General features: G+C 67.7%; 15 protein-coding genes. 5 read left to right on the forward strand and 10 right to left on the reverse strand.

Translation table 11 applies throughout. The annotated features are described in order from the left end of the window. The first annotated feature begins 25 nt into the window (after positions 1-25). Complete coding sequence (locus tag AC5RWD_RS05245) at positions 26-1,246, forward strand: acyl-CoA dehydrogenase family protein (RefSeq protein ID WP_494019000.1); 1,221 nt, start codon at positions 26-28, stop codon at positions 1,244-1,246. A gap of 57 nt (positions 1,247-1,303) precedes the next feature. Beyond that, complete coding sequence (locus AC5RWD_RS05250; RefSeq protein ID WP_494019001.1) at positions 1,304-2,989, forward strand: phospholipase D family protein; 1,686 nt, start codon at positions 1,304-1,306, stop codon at positions 2,987-2,989. A gap of 45 nt (positions 2,990-3,034) precedes the next feature. Here AC5RWD_RS05250 and AC5RWD_RS05255 read toward each other — a convergent pair whose 3' ends face one another. The 8 genes from AC5RWD_RS05255 to AC5RWD_RS05290 all read right to left on the reverse strand — a co-directional run bounded on the left by AC5RWD_RS05255 (position 3,035) and on the right by AC5RWD_RS05290 (position 11,765). Continuing rightward, complete coding sequence (locus AC5RWD_RS05255) at positions 3,035-3,778, reverse strand: SDR family oxidoreductase (protein ID WP_494019002.1); 744 nt, start codon at positions 3,776-3,778, stop codon at positions 3,035-3,037. After that, on the reverse strand, positions 3,775-5,178 hold the full coding sequence (locus AC5RWD_RS05260) for a glycosyltransferase 87 family protein (protein WP_494019003.1): 1,404 nt from the start codon (positions 5,176-5,178) through the stop codon (positions 3,775-3,777). Before AC5RWD_RS05260 ends, AC5RWD_RS05255 begins: the two co-directional genes overlap by 4 nt. Before the next feature lie 89 nt (positions 5,179-5,267). Then, entirely contained in the window at positions 5,268-6,740 is a 1,473-nt protein-coding gene (locus AC5RWD_RS05265) for an MFS transporter (RefSeq protein WP_494019004.1), read from the reverse strand. Continuing rightward, complete coding sequence (locus AC5RWD_RS05270) at positions 6,737-7,285, reverse strand: winged helix-turn-helix transcriptional regulator (protein WP_494019005.1); 549 nt, start codon at positions 7,283-7,285, stop codon at positions 6,737-6,739. Before AC5RWD_RS05270 ends, AC5RWD_RS05265 begins: the two co-directional genes overlap by 4 nt. A gap of 39 nt (positions 7,286-7,324) precedes the next feature. Then, entirely contained in the window at positions 7,325-8,647 is a 1,323-nt protein-coding gene (locus AC5RWD_RS05275; RefSeq protein ID WP_494019006.1) for a glycosyltransferase 87 family protein, read from the reverse strand. Next, complete coding sequence (locus tag AC5RWD_RS05280) at positions 8,644-9,807, reverse strand: cystathionine gamma-synthase (protein ID WP_494019007.1); 1,164 nt, start codon at positions 9,805-9,807, stop codon at positions 8,644-8,646. Before AC5RWD_RS05280 ends, AC5RWD_RS05275 begins: the two co-directional genes overlap by 4 nt. Positions 9,808-9,912: 105 nt before the next feature. Further along, positions 9,913-11,298, reverse strand: a complete 1,386-nt coding sequence (locus AC5RWD_RS05285) for a cystathionine beta-synthase (protein ID WP_494019008.1) — start codon at positions 11,296-11,298, stop codon at positions 9,913-9,915. A gap of 62 nt (positions 11,299-11,360) precedes the next feature. After that, positions 11,361-11,765 carry a VOC family protein gene (locus AC5RWD_RS05290; protein WP_494019009.1) on the reverse strand — a complete coding sequence of 135 codons (405 nt, stop codon included), beginning with the start codon at positions 11,763-11,765 and terminating at the stop codon, positions 11,361-11,363. Between the two features lie 154 nt (positions 11,766-11,919). On the opposite strand from AC5RWD_RS05290, the gene AC5RWD_RS05295 reads away from it, so the two are divergent. Continuing rightward, positions 11,920-12,921 (forward strand): DNA-3-methyladenine glycosylase family protein, encoded by a 1,002-nt coding sequence (locus tag AC5RWD_RS05295; protein ID WP_494019010.1) that lies wholly within the window; start codon positions 11,920-11,922, stop codon positions 12,919-12,921. A 53-nt stretch (positions 12,922-12,974) separates the two neighbouring features. On the opposite strand, the gene AC5RWD_RS05300 is transcribed toward AC5RWD_RS05295, so the two are convergent. Continuing rightward, positions 12,975-14,648 carry an AMP-binding protein gene (locus AC5RWD_RS05300; protein ID WP_494019011.1) on the reverse strand — a complete coding sequence of 558 codons (1,674 nt, stop codon included), beginning with the start codon at positions 14,646-14,648 and terminating at the stop codon, positions 12,975-12,977. 103 nt (positions 14,649-14,751) lie between these two features. Between AC5RWD_RS05300 and AC5RWD_RS05305 the strand changes: the two genes are divergently transcribed. Then, positions 14,752-15,030 (forward strand): putative quinol monooxygenase, encoded by a 279-nt coding sequence (locus AC5RWD_RS05305; RefSeq protein WP_003804267.1) that lies wholly within the window; start codon positions 14,752-14,754, stop codon positions 15,028-15,030. A gap of 121 nt (positions 15,031-15,151) precedes the next feature. Here the strand turns inward: AC5RWD_RS05305 and AC5RWD_RS05310 are convergent, their stop codons facing one another. After that, complete coding sequence (locus tag AC5RWD_RS05310; protein WP_494019012.1) at positions 15,152-15,586, reverse strand: thioredoxin family protein; 435 nt, start codon at positions 15,584-15,586, stop codon at positions 15,152-15,154. A gap of 386 nt (positions 15,587-15,972) precedes the next feature. On the opposite strand from AC5RWD_RS05310, the gene AC5RWD_RS05315 reads away from it, so the two are divergent. Continuing rightward, positions 15,973-17,133, forward strand: coding sequence for a LysM peptidoglycan-binding domain-containing protein (locus tag AC5RWD_RS05315; protein WP_494019013.1), 1,161 nt, complete (start codon positions 15,973-15,975; stop codon positions 17,131-17,133). Positions 17,134-17,618 lie beyond the last annotated feature (485 nt).

The following is a 17,618-nucleotide window of genomic DNA, read 5'->3' on the forward strand; positions in this document are numbered from 1 at the left end:
ATCACCGGGCACGTAGGATGCTGCAATGAGCAATGACGCCCTTGATCCTGCGGAAGCTTCGGCCGAGTACGGCCTCCCGGACCCTTCGGATGTCCTGGCCCTGGATTCCCTGCTGACCCCGGATGAGCTGGCCCTGCGGCAGCGGATCCGGGACTTCACCGACCAGCAGATCCGCCCCGACATCGCGGACTGGTACGAGCAGGGTGTCTTCCCTCTCCACCTGCCCGCGCAGCTGGGTGAACTGGGCGTCCTGGGCATGCATCTGGAGGGCTACGGCTGTCCCGGCCGGTCCGCCGTCGAGTACGGCCTGGCGGCCATGGAGCTGGAGGCCGGTGATTCCGGAATCCGTACGTTCGTCTCGGTCCAGGGGTCGCTGGCGATGAGCGCTATCCACAAGTGGGGCTCCGAGGACCAGAAACAGGAGTGGCTCCCCCGCATGGCCGCCGGCGAGGTGATCGGCTGTTTCGCGCTGACCGAGCCGACGGCTGGCTCGGACCCGTCGTCGATGACCACCGCCGCGCGGCGGGACGGGACGGGCGAGGACGCCGGTTGGGTCCTGGACGGCGCCAAGCGCTGGATTGGGCTCGCCTCCGTCGCCGACGTCCTGGTGGTCTGGGCAAGGACCGACGACGGCGTCCGCGGGTTTCTCGTGCCTGCTGGCACGGCGGGCGTCACCGCCACGCCGATCGGGCGGAAGCTGTCCATGCGCGCCTCGATCCAGTGCGATGTGACGTTCGACGGCGTCCGGCTGGGTCCGGAGGCGCTGCTGCCGGGTGCCCGGGGACTGAGCGGCCCGTTCAGCTGCCTCAACGAGGCACGGTACGGCATCGCCTGGGGTGCCATGGGCGCGGCCCGTGATTCCTATGAGGCGGCGCTGCGGTATTCGATGGAGCGCCTGCAGTTCGGGAAGCCGCTGGCCGGCTACCAGCTGACGCAGGAGAAGCTTGTGAACATGCTGACCGAGGTCCAGAAGGGCACCATGCTGGCCCTGCACCTGGGCCGGCTCAAGGACACCGGCCGGCTCCGCCCGGAACAGATCTCGCTGGCCAAGCTGAACAACGTCCGCGAGGCGATCAAGGTGGCGCGGGAGGCCCGGACCATTCTGGGCGGCAATGGCATCACGCTGGACTATTCGCCCCTGCGGCATGCCGCCAACCTTGAGTCGGTGCGGACTTATGAAGGAACGGACGAGGTGCACACCCTGATCCTCGGCCAGCACATCACCGGGCTCCCGGCGTTCCGGTGAGCCCAACGTTTGGCTCTCGTCTCGCTGGGGCCGCATTGCCGGGAGCATACTGGGCACATGGCCGACGCTGACGATTTCCTGGCCTTGGGAAGGATCGGAATGACCGGGGAACATCGAGTGGACAGTAGTGCCGGTGCCTGGTTCTTGAGTGGCGCTGAGCGGGGGAACACAGCCACCGACGTGCACGCGGGCGGTGCCGAATCCCCGGCCTGGTCGGAGGGCAACCTCGTGCGGCCCCTGATTCATGGGGCGACCTATTTCGCCCGGCTGCTTGAGGAGCTGTCGGCTCTGAATGCCGGAGACCGCGTGTGGTTCACCGACTGGCGTGGTGATTCCGACGAACGGCTTACGGCGGACGGGCCGGCGATCGGCGAATTGCTGGCGCGGTTAGCCCGGGCGGGAGTGGAAGTGCGCGGCCTGATCTGGAGGTCCCACGGAGAGCGCATAGCTGCCCCCATGAGTAACCGGTCCAATGAGCTCCTCAGCCGCCAGATCAATGACGCCGGCGGCGAGGTGCTGTTGGATCAGCGTGTGCGCCTCTTCGGCTGCCATCACCAGAAACTATTCGTCATCCGCCCGCGGGACGACCCGTCGCGGGATGTTGCGTTCGTTGGCGGAATCGACCTTTCCCACAGCCGCCGGGACGACGCCGAACACGCGGGAGACCCGCAGGCGGTGGATATGGATCCCCGGTACGGGAAACGGCCTCCGTGGCACGATGCCGCGCTCGAGCTGCGCGGCCCGGTTGTGGCGGACGTGCTGGATCTGTTCGCCGAACGGTGGAATGACCCCCATCCCCTGGACCATCGCACACCGTACCGGATGCTGCTGCAACGCCTGGCCGATATGCCCCGGCACCCCGAACCGCTCCCAGCCACCGCGCCGCCCCCACCACCTGCGGGACCTCACGCGGTGCAGCTGCTGCGCACCTACGGAATGAAGCATCCGCCGTTCCCGTTCGCGCCCAAAGGTGAGCGGAGCGTTGCCCGGGCCTACACGAAAGCCTTTGCCCGGGCCCGCTCGCTAATCTACATCGAAGACCAGTACCTGTGGTCGGAAGAGGTTGCGGCCGGAATCGCGGCGGCCCTCGAACATAACCCCGAACTGAACGTGATCGCCGTCGTGCCCCGCTACCCGGACTCTGACGGTTTTCTCGGAGGGCCGCCCAAGCGGGTGGGGCAAATGCGGGCGATCAGCAGGATGCGCCAGGCTGCACCCGACAGAGTCGGGGTGTTTGACCTGGAAAACAGCGCCGGGACTCCCATCTATGTCCATGCCAAGATCTGCATCATCGACGACACCTGGTTCACCTGCGGATCGGACAACTTCAACCGTCGGTCCTGGACCACTGACAGCGAGCTCACCTGCGCTGTGATCGACACGTCTGCCGGTCACGGGGAACCGCCCGGCGCAGACTCGGACTCCGACGCAGACCCCGGCGCTTCCCGGCCGTTGGCCGCCAGGCTGCGGCTCCAACTCTGGGCTGAACACCTCGGCCTGGACCAGAATGACCCCCAGCTCCAAGACCCGGCGCACGGGCTCAAACTGTGGAACGCCGCCGCCGATGCCCTGGACCGTTGGCACAGGGCCGGGCGCCGCTCGCCACGCCCCGGGGGCCATGTGCGGCACCACACGCCAGAACCCGTGCCGCCCCTGCATCGTCTTTGGGCGGAGGCTGCAAACCGCCTGGTAGTGGACCCGGACGGGCGCCCCCGCCGGATGCGCGGCACTACCCCGTTCTAGCTACCAGAAGCAGCGCTGACCTCAGCGGCTCTGCCGCCAAATGCGTTAGGCCGAGAACCCGCCGTCGGCCTTAATGAGCTGGCCGGACACCCAGCGGCCTGCCGGGGACAGCAGGAAAGCCACCGTTCCCGCCACGTCGGCGGGGGTGCCCAGCCTGCCTCCGGGCTGGTGCCGGGCCAGCCCTTCGCGGGTCTGGTCATCCATCCAGCCGGTGTCCACGGGTCCGGGATTCAGCACATTGGCACTGATACCGAGCGGTCCAAGCTCACGCGCCGCCGCGATCACGATCCGGTCCAGCGCGCCCTTGGACGCACCGTACGGCAGGTTGAACGCCGTATGGTCACTGGTCAGCGCGACGATCGCACCGCCGTCGTCCGTTGCCTGCTGCGCGAAGGCGCGGATCAGCTGCCAGCTGGCACGGGTGTTCACGGCGAAATGCCGCTCAAAGCTTTCGAGGGTGGTGTCCAGAATGCCCGAGTCGACGGATTCGGCGTGGCTGAGCACCATGCCCTGGAGCGTCCCAGCCTGCGCTGCCGCCTCTGCCATGAGCCGGTCCACAGCGGCCGGGTCCTGGAAGTCGGCGGGCAGCGCCACCACCCTGGAACCGATGGCCTCCAGTTCGGCGGTGAGCCGGCCGACGTCGTCCGGCTGGATTCCCCAGGGCATACGGGCGTCGTAGTCCTGCCAGTAGGTCAGCACCAGGTCCCAGCCATCGGCGGCCAGCTGGCGGGCGATCCCCGCGCCGATTCCGGCGAGGCGGCCGACTCCGGTAACCAGTGCGGTGCTCATTCCGCCAGCTCCGCGACGGCGTCGCGCCGGAGGACAACGAGCCAGCACACCATGATGGCGAGCGCGCAGAACACCCCGGCGCTGGAGGCCATGATCCACGGCACCGGCGTCTGAAGGTCGAGGTTTTCTGCGCCCAGGACCGTGCCGATGGTCTTGGGCGAGAACAGGAACACCACCGTGGACACGCCCAGGACGGCGCCCATTGCCCAGCGCGAGAGCCGGTGCCGCTGCGGAGTTTCGCGCAGCGTCCAGGCGAACGCCGGAAGCACTGCCGCCATCCAGACCCAGTGGTGCGACCACGAGACGGGGCTGACCAGCAGCATGGTGAGGGCGGTGGCGGAAATGGCCACCACCCTGGCTCCCTGGCTGCTGGCGGTCCTGATGAGGGCGGCGCCCAGACCCACAACCAGCAGGCTCAGAAGCAGCCAGGGCACGTTCACGGCGTCCGCCGGAATCCCGAAGTGCAGCAGTGCGCCCTTGATGGAAAGGTTGTCCACGTAGCCGGCGCCGCCGATCCGGGACGTGTCGGGAAGTATCTGCAGCCAGAAGCTGAGGGATTCGGCCGGGCGGAGCACCCCGCCGAGCAGCACCGTGAAGGCAAAGCCGGCGCCCATGTTCAGCAGTCCGCGCCAGTCCTTGCGCATGAGGAAGTACAGGCCGAAGACCAGGGGCGTGAGCTTGATGCCGGCCGCCACCCCCACCAGGAAGCCGCTGCCGGGAACGCCGTTCCGCCAACGCGGGCTGCGGGACAGCAGGTCCGCCGTCATCAGCCCCAGCAGGAGGATGTTGATCTGGCCAAAGACCAGGGTTTCGCGCCACGGCCCCAGGTTCAGGACAGCCAGGAAAAGCACGACGGCGCCGAGACGGTTGAGCGCGGACCGGAAGGTCGGGGAGGCAAAGGTGCTCCGCCAGCCGGGCTTGCTGTTCCAGTAGCGCACGCCGAGCGCGGCCACCCAGGCGGCCACCGCCACGCCGGCGGCGTTGAACAGCAGCAGCGCGGTGGCCTGCGGCAGCCTGGCGAACAGGCTGAAGAGCAGCGCTGCGAACGGCGGGTAGGTGAAGGGCAGTTCCGGCCCGCCTGCCCAGTTCACCGTTGGTTGGTAGAGGCCCGACGGCGCCAGGCCGGCGTCGTTGAGGATCTTGCCGCCGTACCAGTAGACGCTGAAGTCCAGGCCCTTGTCGCCCCAGGCGTCCAGCCGGGACGCGACGAAGACGGCGGCGGCGAGTAGGGCCAGCAGGGCTACCAGTTCGAGACCGGCGAGGGCGGCGAGCGCGGGCCAGCGGCCGCCGAGCCGCGGTCCCGAAGCCAGCCGCAGTTCCGCAGACTGGCGCGGTTCCGCTGAATGATCGCCCCGGCCAGCGGGTCCATCATCCTTGGTTCGGGCAGTAAGCAGTGCCATCCAGTGTCCCCCAGCTGTAGTCAGGCTTTGAGCGCCTCCGGGACGCGTAGCGCGTTCTGCCGCAAGAGCCGCGCCCGAGGGCGCCCCGCTCAGTCTACTGAAGCAACTGCCACCGCTGCGGGCTTTGGCCGTCCGGCGTCCTTGCGGATGGTGGCACTAATAACCGCGGCGATGGTGCACATCGCGGCGGCGCCCAGCCACGCATACGTGTAGTGGCCAGTGGCGTCGCGGATGGCCCCGGCGGCCAGGGCGGCTGCTGCGGCGCCCAGCTGGTGCGCCGCGAACACCCAGCCGAACACCACGCTGCCGTCGGCACCGAACACCTGGCGGCAGATCGCGGCGGTGGGCGGAACGGTGGCCACCCAGTCGAGGCCGTAGATCACGACGAACACGATCATGCTGGGCTGGACCGACGAGCCCAGCAGCAGCGGCAGCACCAGGAGCCCGATCCCCCGGAACTGGTAGTAGACGGCCAGCAGGATCCGCGGGTTGAACCGGTCGGTCAGCCAGCCGGAGGCGATGGTGCCCAGGATGTCGAAGATCCCGACGGCGGCGAGCAGGCCGGCGGCAGTCGTTTCGGGCATGCCGTGGTCGTGGGCGGACGGGATGAAGTGGGTGCCGATCAGCCCGTTCGTCGTGGCGCCGCAGATGGCGAACCCGGCCGCGAGCGCCCAGAACGTGCGGTTCCTGCTGGCGCGCCGCAGCACCTGCAGGGCGCGGACGGCGGCGTTGCGGCGGGGTTCCGAAGCCGCATCGCCGGCGGCGCTTCCGTTCGCTGCCCCGGCAGGGGCAACCGCCGTCGTTCCTTCGGCCGAGCCGGACGGTTCCTCGGCGCCGTAAGGCAACACCCCGACGTCGGCCGGTGAGTTTTTCAGGAACTTCAGCACCAGCGGAACCACGGCCAGCGCCCCGGCGGCGATGAGCAGCGAGGCCTGGCGCCAGCCCGGGTCCTGGGCGAGCATCGCGATGAACGGCAGGAAGACCAGCTGGCCGGCGGCGCTGCCGGCGGTGAGGATGCCGATCACCAGGCCGCGGCTCTTGGTGAACCAGGTGTTGGCGATGGTGGCCGCGAACACCAAGGCCATGGAACCTGTGCCCAGTCCTATGAGCAGGCCCCACGTGAGGAGGATCTGCCAGGACTGGTTGACCAGCACGGTCAGGGCGCTGCCGGCGCCGATCAGAGCGAGCGCGACGGCCGTGACGGCCCGGATGCCGAACCTTTCCATGAGGGCCGCGGCGAACGGAGCCGTGAGCCCGAACAGCACGAGGTTGATGCTGACCGCGGCCGACAGCACCGTGGTGGACCAGCCGAACTCCTGCTGCAGCGGCACCATGAGCACCCCGGGCGCGGCACGGAACCCGGCGGCGCCCACGAGCGCCAGGAACGCCACCGCCGCCACGGTCCACGCCGGGTGCAGGCGCCGCCGTTTCTTCGGCCCATTCTCCGGCTCCTGGCTGCCAGCGCCTGTCTCCTCCGGAGTTTTTGTCCAGATATCGTCCTCTAATGCCCCTTCAGGGCGCGATATCCGGACAAAAACCCGGGGCTCCTCGGGGGTGCTCATGCGGCTGTTCCTTTTTCTCCGCCGCCTTGAACGCGGGCGGCTGGTTTGTCGGTGTGCTTGTGGGCCGTCGCCAGCCGGAATGGTTCCTCGCTGCGTGTCAGGCTGTGCCAGCTGGTGTTCTCCGCGGTGAGCCGTTCACCGCATTCCGTGCAGGTGTCGGCCGACCCCGTGCGCTGCCCGCAGGTGGCGTGGACGACGTACATGTGGGCCTGCTCCGACGGCGCCTGCAGGTGCTTTTCGGACCAGATCACGACGGCGTTGAGCACTGGCAGGGCGTCCTCGCCTTTGGCGGTGAGGACGTACTCCTGGCGGGTGCGGCCGCCGTCGTCATAGGGCTGTTTTGTCAGCAAACCCGACTCCACCAGGGAGGCAAGCCGCCGGGTAAGGACCGAGTCAGCCACCTGGAGGCGCGTTTTCATCGCGTCGAAGCGGCCGTTGCCGAAGAAGACCTCGCGGAGGACCAGCATGCCCCACGGGTCACCGAAAATGTCCAGGCCGCGGGCCATGCTGCAGTTGCGCTGGGACCAGTCGGAGCGGAGAGCCATGCAGCGACCATAGCTGACTTTCTTCAAGAAAGCTAGGCTCTAACGATAGGAGCGGATCCCTGTCCGTGAGGGCCGGTAGGCGGCGGCCCAGTACACCAGCAGGGCCACGCCGCACAGCACGCCCTGGCTGGAGACCATCAGCGGCCACTGCGTCCGGGGGTTCACGCCCCATACCTCGGCCCCGGCGGCCATCGCAAGGTCCTTGGGCGCGAGGTAGAAGGCCACGGCCGATGCCGCCACCACCAGCCAGCCGGCCAGCCGCATCAGGCCGGTCCGGGAGGGAACGCGGTGCATGGCGAAGGCCATCGACGGCAGTGCCACCGCGATCCACACCCAGTGGTGGGACCACGAGACCGGGCTGACCAGGAGCATGAGCACGGCAGTCGCGGACACCGCCACGAAGTTTTCCTCCACGGCCACCGCCCACCGGATCACCAGCGCAGTGAGTCCGGCCAGGGCCAGCGCGAGCACCAGCCAGAGCAGGCTGGTGAATCCCGAATCCGGCAGGCCGAAGTGGAGCAGCAGGCCCTTCAGCGACAGGTTGTCCACGTACCCCGGGTCGCCGATTCGCCCGGTGTTGGGCAGGATTTTGGTCCAGAACGTCACGGAGGCGTGCGGCAGGGCGGCCCAGGCCACGGCGATGGAGCCGAAGAAGCCGGCCGCCATCCAGGCCAGGGCCTTGAAATCGCGGCGCACCAGGAAATACAGGCCAAACGCGAGTGGTGTCAGCTTGATGCCGGCAGCGATCCCGATCAGCAGGCCGGCGGGCCAGCGGATCTCGCCGGCCCGGGATTTTCCGTGCAGCGCGAAGTCGGCCAGGATCAGGCCCATCAGGATGATGTTGATCTGCCCGAACACGAAGGTGTCCCGCCAGGGCCCCAGCAGCACGATGGCCCCGGTCCCGGCCAGCGCCACGGTCCGGAACCGCCAGTCCGCAAAGGCGTCCCGCCATCGGGTCATCCCGAAGTAGTGCCGGGCAAGCCAGGCGGAGACCACCGCGGCCCCGCCCAGCGCGGCCCAGATGAAGAGCTGCCCGCTTTGGCCCAGGCTCATGGTGGCCAGGCCGGCGAACAGCAGCGCGGCAAACGGCGGATAGGTGAACGGCAGCCCGTCCCGGGGCGCGTACAGCTCGCTGATGCCGGCCTCGCCGGTCTGCAGCACCTTGGTGCCGCCGTAGTAGTAGACCTCGAAGTCGTTCATGGCCGGGGCATACCCGGCGTACAGCCACACCAAAGCGAGGACGACGGCGGCAGCACCGCCCGCCGTCGCGAGCCAGCCGAGGAGGGGGCGGCGAGCTTTACCCGGGCTGCCGGTTTCCTGCCGGGTGCCGGCGCCTTCCTGCGTCTGCGCGGAGGCCGTCACTGGATGTGCGTGAAGGCTTGCTCAAGGTCGGCGATGAGGTCTTCGACGTCCTCGATGCCGCAGGAGAGCCGGATCAGGTTCAGGGGGACGGCCAGTTCGGTGCCCTTGACCGAGGCGTGCGTCATCTCGGAGGGGTAGTTCATCAGCGATTCGATGCCGCCGAGCGATTCAGCCAGGGTGAAGACCGACGTCGATTCGGCCACTTTGCGGGCAGCGGCCTCGCCGCCTTTGAACTGCACCGAGATCATGCCGCCGAACTTTTTCATCTGCTTCTTGGCCAGCTCGTGGCCGGGGTGCGAGGGCAGGCCCGGGTACAGGACCGCTTCCACCTCGGGGCGTTCCAGGAGCCATTCGGCCACGGCCTGCGCGTTGTCGCTGTGCCGGTCCATGCGCACGCCGAGGGTCTTGAGCCCGCGCGTGGTGAGGAAGGCGTCCATGGGGCCGGAAATGGCGCCAACGGCGAACTGCACAAAGCCGATCTTCTCGGCCAGGCCGGCGTCCTTGACCACGATCGCACCGCCCACCACGTCGGAGTGGCCGCCGATGTACTTGGTGGTGGAGTGGACCACGACGTCGGCGCCCAGGGCGAGCGGAGTCTGCAGGTAGGGCGACGCGAAGGTGTTGTCGACGATCAGGAGGGCCCCGGCGTCGTGCGCCACCTTGGCCAGTGCCGCGATGTCCGTGATCTTCATCATCGGGTTGGACGGCGTCTCCACCCAGACGAAGCGGGTCTTGTTGGCGGCGACGGCGGCCGCGACGGCGTCGAGGTCGGACATGTCCACGGGAGTGTTGCCGATGCCCCACTCGCCCAGCACGCGGCTGATCAGCCGGTACGTTCCGCCGTAGGCGTCGTTGCCGAGCACGATGTGGTCGCCCGGCCGGGTCAGTGCGCGGATCAGCGAGTCCTCGGCAGCCAGGCCCGAGCTGAAGGAGTAGGCGTGCGTGCCGCCTTCGAGGGCGGCGAGCTGTTCCTGCAGGGCGTCGCGGGTGGGGTTGGTGCCGCGGCCGTACTCGTAGCCGTCGCGCAGCCCGCCGATGCCGTCCTGGGCATAGGTCGAGCTGAAGTGCAGGGGCGGAACAACGGCGCCGGTGCGGGGCTCGAAATCCTGGCCGGCGTGCACGGCGCGGGTGTTGAATCCTTGGTTTTCAGAGGCAGACATGAAAATCCTTTCGAGGCTGGCCGAGCTTGTCACCGCTGATCGAGCTTGTCGAGATCAAGGTTTCGACAGGCTCAACCACCGGACCGACAGTCTCAGCCCACGGGTCTAGTTGCTGAGGTACGCGAGGAGGTCGTGGCGGGTCAGGATGCCGATGGGGGCACCGACGAAGGTCACCATCACGGTATCGACGTCGGAGAGCAGCTCGCGGGCGGCCGAGATGGTTTCGAGCGAGCCGATCACCGGCAGCTTGTCCCCCATGTGCTCGGCGATCTTGTCCGTCAGCCTGGCCTCGCCGCGGAACAGCTTGGCGGTCAGGCTCCGTTCGTCCACGGCGCCCAGCACTTCGCCCATCACCACGGGCGGCTCCGCCGACAGGACCGGGATGTGGCTGACGCCGAACTCGTTCATGATGTTGATGACGTCGCGGACGGTTTCGTTCGGGTGGATATGCACCAGGTCCGGCAGCTCGCCCGTCTTGGACTTGATGACTTCGCCCACGGATGTTTCCTCGCCGCCGGAAAGAAAGCCGTAGGAGCGCATCCACTGGTCGTTGAAGATCTTGGCCAGGTAGCCGCGGCCGGAGTCGGGCAGGATCACCACCACCACGGCGTCCTCGGGGAGATCCCGGGCGGTGCGCAGGGCTGCCACCACTGCCATGCCGGAGGAGCCGCCCACCAGCAGGCCCTCCTCGCGGGCCAGGCGCCGGGTCATTTCAAAGGAGTCGGCGTCACTCACGGCGAGAACCTGGTCCGGGACCGACTTGTCGTAGTTGGCGGGCCACATGTCCTCGCCGACGCCCTCCACGAAGTACGGGCGCCCGGTGCCGCCTGAGTAGACAGAGCCTTCGGGGTCTGCCCCGATGATCCTGACCCGGCCGCCGGCGGACTCCGGACGGTCGGCCGACACCTCCTTGAGGTAGCGGCCGGTGCCGGTGATGGTGCCGCCGGTTCCGGCGCCGATGACGCAGTGCGTCACCCTGCCGTCGGTGTCCCGCCAGATCTCCGGGCCGGTGGTTTCGTAGTGGCTCAGCGGCGCCGCGGGGTTGGAGAACTGGTCCGGCTTGTAGGCGCCGGGGATCTCGGTGACCAGGCGGTCAGACACGCCGTAGTAGCTCTGCGGGCTGTCAGGTTCGACGGCGGTGGGCGTCACCACCACTTCCGCGCCGTAGGCCTCCAGGACGGCACGCTTGTCCTCGCCCACCTTGTCTGGCACCACGAAGATGCACTTGTACCCTTTTTGCTGGGCGACCAGGGCAAGGCCCACGCCGGTGTTCCCGGAGGTGGGTTCGATGATGGTGCCGCCGGGCTTGAGCTTGCCGTCGCGCTCGGCTTCCTCGACCATCTTGGCCGCGATGCGGTCCTTGATGGATCCGCCGGGGTTCACGTATTCCAGCTTCACGAGGACCGTGGCCTTGATGCCCTCGGTGACGTGGTTGAGCTTGATGAGCGGGGTGTTGCCGATGAGGTCCAGGACAGACTGGGCGTACTTCATGGGTACCAACTTACCGTCTTGGACCACGGGACCCGCGCGGGCACGCGCCAGCCCCGGCGGCATTAGCCGGAAGCACCGCCGGCATCAGCGGGGAGGTTCTCCCAAAGCCCCAGGATGTTGCCCTCGGTGTCCTTGAAGTAGGCGTAGTGTCCCATGCCCGGGATGGTCTCCTTGGCCCTCACCACGGAACCGCCCAGCTGCTCGACCGTCCGCAGGGTCTCATCGATGTCCTCGACGTCCACGGTGATGACGGGCGTGGTCAGCTCCCCGTCCCGGGCCATCATGCCGCCGTTGATGGCGCCCGGCTCCGTGGGCCTGCCTGTCTTCTCGTCCATCGGCGTGGTGATCACCACGTTGTAGTCCATCTCCGGCATGGGGTCGATCCGCCAGCCGAGGGCCTGATTGTAGAAGTTCCTCGCTCGGTCCTGGTCGTCCGCGGGGATTTCAAAATGCACCACTCCACCCATTGCGATCACCTACAACTCGAAGGAAAGGGACGCGGCGGACCCGCGCCACACTCGGGATTGTAGACCCGGGCACCGTCCCCGGATAAGGGCCCGGGGAAACCCTTCCGGCGGGACCGGCGGCAAGTTTGTCGGCCCGGCGTGGGACGATGTTTGTATGACCATTGCTGACGCCCCCGCCCGGCTGGCAGCCGCGGCGGATGCGTCCCTCAGGTGGCATCCGGGCGGTCCGTATGACCTGCACCGCACCCTGGGCATTCTGATGCGCGGCAATGGTGACCCCTCCTTCTCCTCGCGGCCGAACGGGCTGTGGATGGCGTTCACGACGCCGGAGGGACCGGTGACGCTGCGGCTCACTGTGGACGGTCCGGCGGGATTCGCGCCGGACGGCAACGGCGGCCCCTGCATCGACGCCCAGGCCTGGGGCCCCGGCTCAGGCGCTGCCCTTGCAGGCGTTCCCCGGCTCCTCGGCGCCGGTGACGACTGGTCGTCGTTCGACGCGCCTTCCTTCTCCCTGACGCTCCCCCACATGGTCCGTGAGGCCCGACGCCGGAACCCGGACGTCCGGCTCCCGTCCACCGGGCGGATGGTTGACTCGCTCGTGCCCACCATTTTGGAGCAGAAAGTCACCGTCATCGAGGCGCGGCGTGGTTTCTGGTACCTGATGTACCGCCACGGAACGCCTGCCCCCGGCACCGGTACCATCGCACCTCCCGGGCTGCTGGTCCGGCCCACCGCTGAGGGATGGCTCGGCATTCCCTCCTGGGAGTGGCACAAAGCGGGAGTTGGCCCGCAGCGGTCGGCGACTGTGATGCGCGCCCTGCGCTCCGCCGTCGCCCTTGAACGCCTGGCGTCCCTCCCGGCGGCAGAGGCGGCCGCCAAAATGCAGACCATCCCGGGCATCGGCGTGTGGACGGCCGCCGAAGTGGTGCAGCGGACGCACGGCTGCCCCGACTCCATCGCGGTGGGTGATTACCACCTGGCCGCATACGTCGGAGCAGCGCTCACCGGACGGCGGACGGACGACGCCGGCATGCTGGCCCTGCTGGAACCGTGGAAGGGGCACCGGCAGCGGGTGGTCCGCATGCTGGGTCTAAGCGGCTTCCGGAAACCCACCTTCGGCCCGCGGATGACCATCCAGGACCACCGCCGCCACTGACAGGCGCGAACGTACACTTAAGCCCCCGGGCAGGGCCGCACTGTCCGTCCGCGCTAGAGGCCCAGCCGCGCGGCGGCTTCCTCGCGCATTTGCACCTTGCGGATCTTTCCGGACACCGTCATGGGGAAGCTGTCGCGGACCTCAACGTAGCGGGGAACCTTGTAGTGCGCCAGCTTGCCGCGGCAGAACTCGGCCACCGCCGCTTCGTCCAGGGGTGCCGCGCCGGCTTTGAGGATGATGCAGGCCATGAGTTCCTCCCCGTACTTGGCATCCGGCACCCCGATCACCTGCACATCCTGGATGGACGGATGCGTGTAGAGGAACTCTTCGATCTCGCGCGGGTAGATGTTCTCGCCGCCGCGGATCACCATGTCCTTCATCCGGCCCTCGATCACCACGTACCCGTCGTCGTCCATGCGGGCCAGGTCGCCGGTGTGCATCCAGCCGTCGGCGTCGATCGCTTCGGCAGTCTTGTCCGGCTGGTTCCAGTACCCCTGCATGACGGCGTAGCCGCGGGTGCACAGCTCCCCGATCTCGCCCCGCTCCACCACCTCCCCGGCCGCGTCGATGATCTTGCTTTCGAGCCGCGGCATGGTCCGCCCCACGGTTTGCGTCCGCTGCTGCAGCGTGTCCCCGGTGCGGGTCATGGTGGACACCGGTGACGTCTCGGTCATGCCGTAGCAGATGGCCACGTCCTTCATGTTCATCTCGGAAATCACCCGGTTCATCACCTCGATGGGGCACAGCGAGCCGGCCATCACCCCGGTGCGGAGCGTGGACAAGTCATAGGAGGCGAAGTCGGGCAGCGCAAGTTCGGCGATGAACATGGTGGGAACCCCGTACAGGGAGGTGCCGCCGAAATCCTGCACCGCCTCCAGCGTGGCGGCCGGCGTGAACCCGCGTCCCGGGATGATCGTCGCGGCACCGTGGCTGAGCGCGTTCAGGTTGCCGATCACCATCCCGAAGCAGTGGTAGAACGGCACCGGAATCACCACCCGGTCATGCTCCGTGTAGCCCAGCAACTCGCCGATGGAATACCCGTTGTTGAGGATGTTGTGGTGCGTCAGCGTGGCGCCCTTGGGGAAACCCGTGGTTCCGGACGTGTACTGCAGATTGACCGGATCGTGCGGACCGAGGTCTGCCATGCGGGCCTTCAGTTCGGAATGCCCGACGGCGTCCGCCCGCTTGAGCAGCTCAGCGTACGTGAGCTCCTGCTCACCCAGGGGGACGCCGGCGTCGAGCCCGTCCAATTCAAAATCCGGCAGGAACACCAGCTCGCGGAGGTCAGGGCACCCGGCGAGCGCCTGGCGTGCCATCCCCACGTAGTCGCTGTTCCGGTCCGACGGCGCCATGACGAGCATCCGCATGCCGTTCTGCGGCACCACGAACTCCAGCTCGTGGCTGCGGTAGGACGGATTCACGTTGACCAGGACCGCGCCGATCTTCGCCGTGGCGTACTGCAGGATGGTCCACTCCGCGCAGTTCGGGCTCCAGATGCCGATTCGCTCACCCTTCGCGACGCCCAGGGCGAGGAGGCCGCGGGCAAGACGGTCGACGTCGTCGTTCAGTTTGGTGTAGCTCCACCGGCGGGCGTCCGCGCCCGGCACGGCGGCAGCCTCGATCAGCGCATCGTGCAGGGGGAACTGCGCCACCACGCGCTCAAAGTTCTCGCCAATGGTCTCCTCGAGCAGGGGGACGTCCGCGTCCCCGGCGGTGTAAGCGCGCATGATGGCACGCTATCAAGCCGCCCGGTGCTAGAGAAGCAATCCGGCCGGCCCGTTTGGCGTAACGGGTCCGGGCGCACTCGCGCCGGCCGGTATTGTGAAATCCATGAGTGCACCCATCGACCTGCAGGCCACGTTCATCCCCAACGACGGCGAGTTCTTCCGCGTGAAGCTCGCCCTGGAAATCGCCATTGACGAGGTAGTCAACGAGCCCGGCTGCATCCGCTATGAGCTCACCGAGGCGACGGAGGAGAAGCTGGTCCTGACAGAACGGTGGGAGTCGGAGGAGGCCCTCGACGCGCACTCCAAGGGCATTGCCCTGCAGGACCTGAATGAATCGCTCAGCGCCCTCCTGGCCGAACCCGTCCAGGTGGAACGCCTCTAGTCCCCTTTACATAAAGCAACGCGTGGGGACATTTACATAAAGCAACGCGTGGGGACACTTCGCGCCCAACGAACCGAGGTTATTGGGCGCGAAGTGTCCCCACGTTGCGTTTAGCTGAAGATTAGAAGTCGGGGATCTGCGAGCCGTCCTGGGGCCCGGAGCCCTTGCTGCTGTTGCCCGCTGCTGCGGCGGCCTCGGCCTGGGAGCGGGCCACATGGGCGTGGACTTCCTCCATGTCGAGGGCCTTGACGGCGTCGATGACCTGCTCGAGCTGCGGGGCGCCCAGGGCACCCGGCTGTGAGAAGACCAGCACCTTCTCGCGGAAGGCCATCAGCGTGGGAATCGAGGAGATGCCCGCCTCCGCTGCCAACCGCTGCTCCGCTTCCGTGTCCACCTTCGCAAAGACGACGTCCGGGTGCTTTTCCGATACCGCGGAGTACGTGGGGGCGAACTGGCGGCAGGGGCCACACCATTCGGCCCAGAAGTCCACCAGGACAATGTCGTTGCCCTCGATGGTCGATGCGAACTGTTCACCTGTGATGTCAACGGTAGCCATGGTTCAACCGTACGCGAGCCGTGGCCGTAAGTCCCGCGCGCCAGGGCCTTGTTCGCTCCCCGCGTCACCGGGAATATTCTGCCCGCAGTGCGCCCGCCAGGCCCCGCTCGCTCATGCAGCGCGTCGCGCAGCCTGTCCCATGCGGGGGAAACAAGTGCCCGTTCCCGGAAAAACAGGTATCCCCTACTCGTGCGGCACCCGTGTGGCGCTTCCTACACTCGACTCAGGCTGGGGCCGGCACGTTCGCGGACGTGCAGCACTCATGAATAGCGGTAATGCGCCCCATATGCCGTGCTCTGCCCTGTGGACACGAGCGACTCCTGTGTCTGCGCGTCACCGTCCGACGCGCTTCCGGACACCGCCTGCGCCCGAATCAAAGGTCCGCCATGAACCATCAGGAGACGCCAGATCCCCCGATCACTTCCGGCCAGGACAACGATCCGCCGCACCCGGCATTGGCTCTGGGTACAGGGACGCTGGGCACGACGAAGTTGGGCACAGCGAAGTTGGGCACAGCGAAGCTGAACGGCCGGGAGCCGGAAGCGGAAGGCTTCGTCAATCCGCGCCGGGGCAGGCACGGACCGCTGGCCGGAAGGCCCGCTGGCCGGGTGTTGCTCATATCCGCAGCGGTCTCCGCTGCCCTGCTGGCGGCCGGGGCGGCCGGGGCGGGCGTCAGCGCGCTGGTGGCGGCCGACGGCGGGAGCCCGGCTGCCGCCGTCGGCCAACCGGCCGCCGTCGAACAGCCGAAGCCCGCGGCTTCGTCCGCCGCCGCACCGACCGCCGGCGCGCCCGCCGGGGCGGCGGCGAAGGCGGCCGAGGCGGTCGTTGCAGCACCCGCCACAACAGCGCCGGCAGAAGCACCTTCGAAGCCGGCTGCCAAGCCGCTACCGAAGGCGACAGCCACGGCACCAGCCAAGGCGGCAGTGAAAGCACCCGTGAAAAGCGCAACCGTCCGCAAGGTTGCGCCGGCCCCCGCGCCCAAGCCCACCACCTACCGGGTGGCCGCCGGCGACACCGTCAGTTCCATCGCCGCACGCTTCAATGTCAGCACCAGCGGTGTGCTGGCAGCCAACGGCCTTGGACCCAGCTCCATCATTTTTCCGGGCCAGATGCTCAAACTCAGCGGACCGGCCGTGTCTGCACCGGCACGGGCTCCCGCTCCGGCACCCGCACCGGCACCGATGCCCGCGCCGGCCCCAGCGCCCGCACCGGCTCCAACGGTGCGGACCATCTACGTGGCAGGTGCGGGCGGCCAGGCGATGGTGGACAGCTGCATCGGACCTATCCACTTCACACCCACCGACGGATACTCGCTCTTCATCACCGAGCACGACTTCTGTGGCGGCTGGGCGCGGTTCTCGGGAATCAGCGTCGGTGAGCGCGTCGCCATTCCGGGCTACGGCTCCTACCGGGTCTCGGCTCGGAGCCAGGTGCCAAACCCCGGCACCACCAACGACGTCGCCGCGGTGTTCGGCGGGTTCCCCCGGGCAGTCCTGCAAACCTGCATTCCGGGCACCACCCAGATGCTTGTCATTGCGCTGAACTGACCGGCAGTTTGCGAATCCGGTTCCGGGCGGAGGACTACTGTGTCTGTCTCCTCGGCGGGGACAAAACAATCTGCGCAAAAGGAGCCGAAACAAGTACCTCAGCCAAAAAAAACGCGTAGTGCCTACGCGTGCTAGCCGGCCCCAAATTCCCCTAGAATCAGCTTGCTGGGGGCGGCACGTTAGAGATCGTGCCTCATCCTTAATACAGTGACAAGGTGTGGGAACTTAATACAGTGACAAGGTGTGGGAATCCGCCACAATCCCATTCCCATATCCGAATCGGGACTTGGCGAGTCAAGATCATCAACATGCGGACGCGCGGCAGTCAGTGATTCAGGGGTTTCCAGATGAATCAAAACGATAGCACCAGGCTCCAGGTGGCCCGCATTCGAGCCTGTAATTTCAGTTCAGAAAACCCGCGAGCGCGACTCACCCTGGTGCATGCTCTGGCGCCAACACCACTGTGGTCCGGACAGCAGCTAGCG

It is taken from the genome of Arthrobacter sp. CMU6, assembly GCF_059090205.1.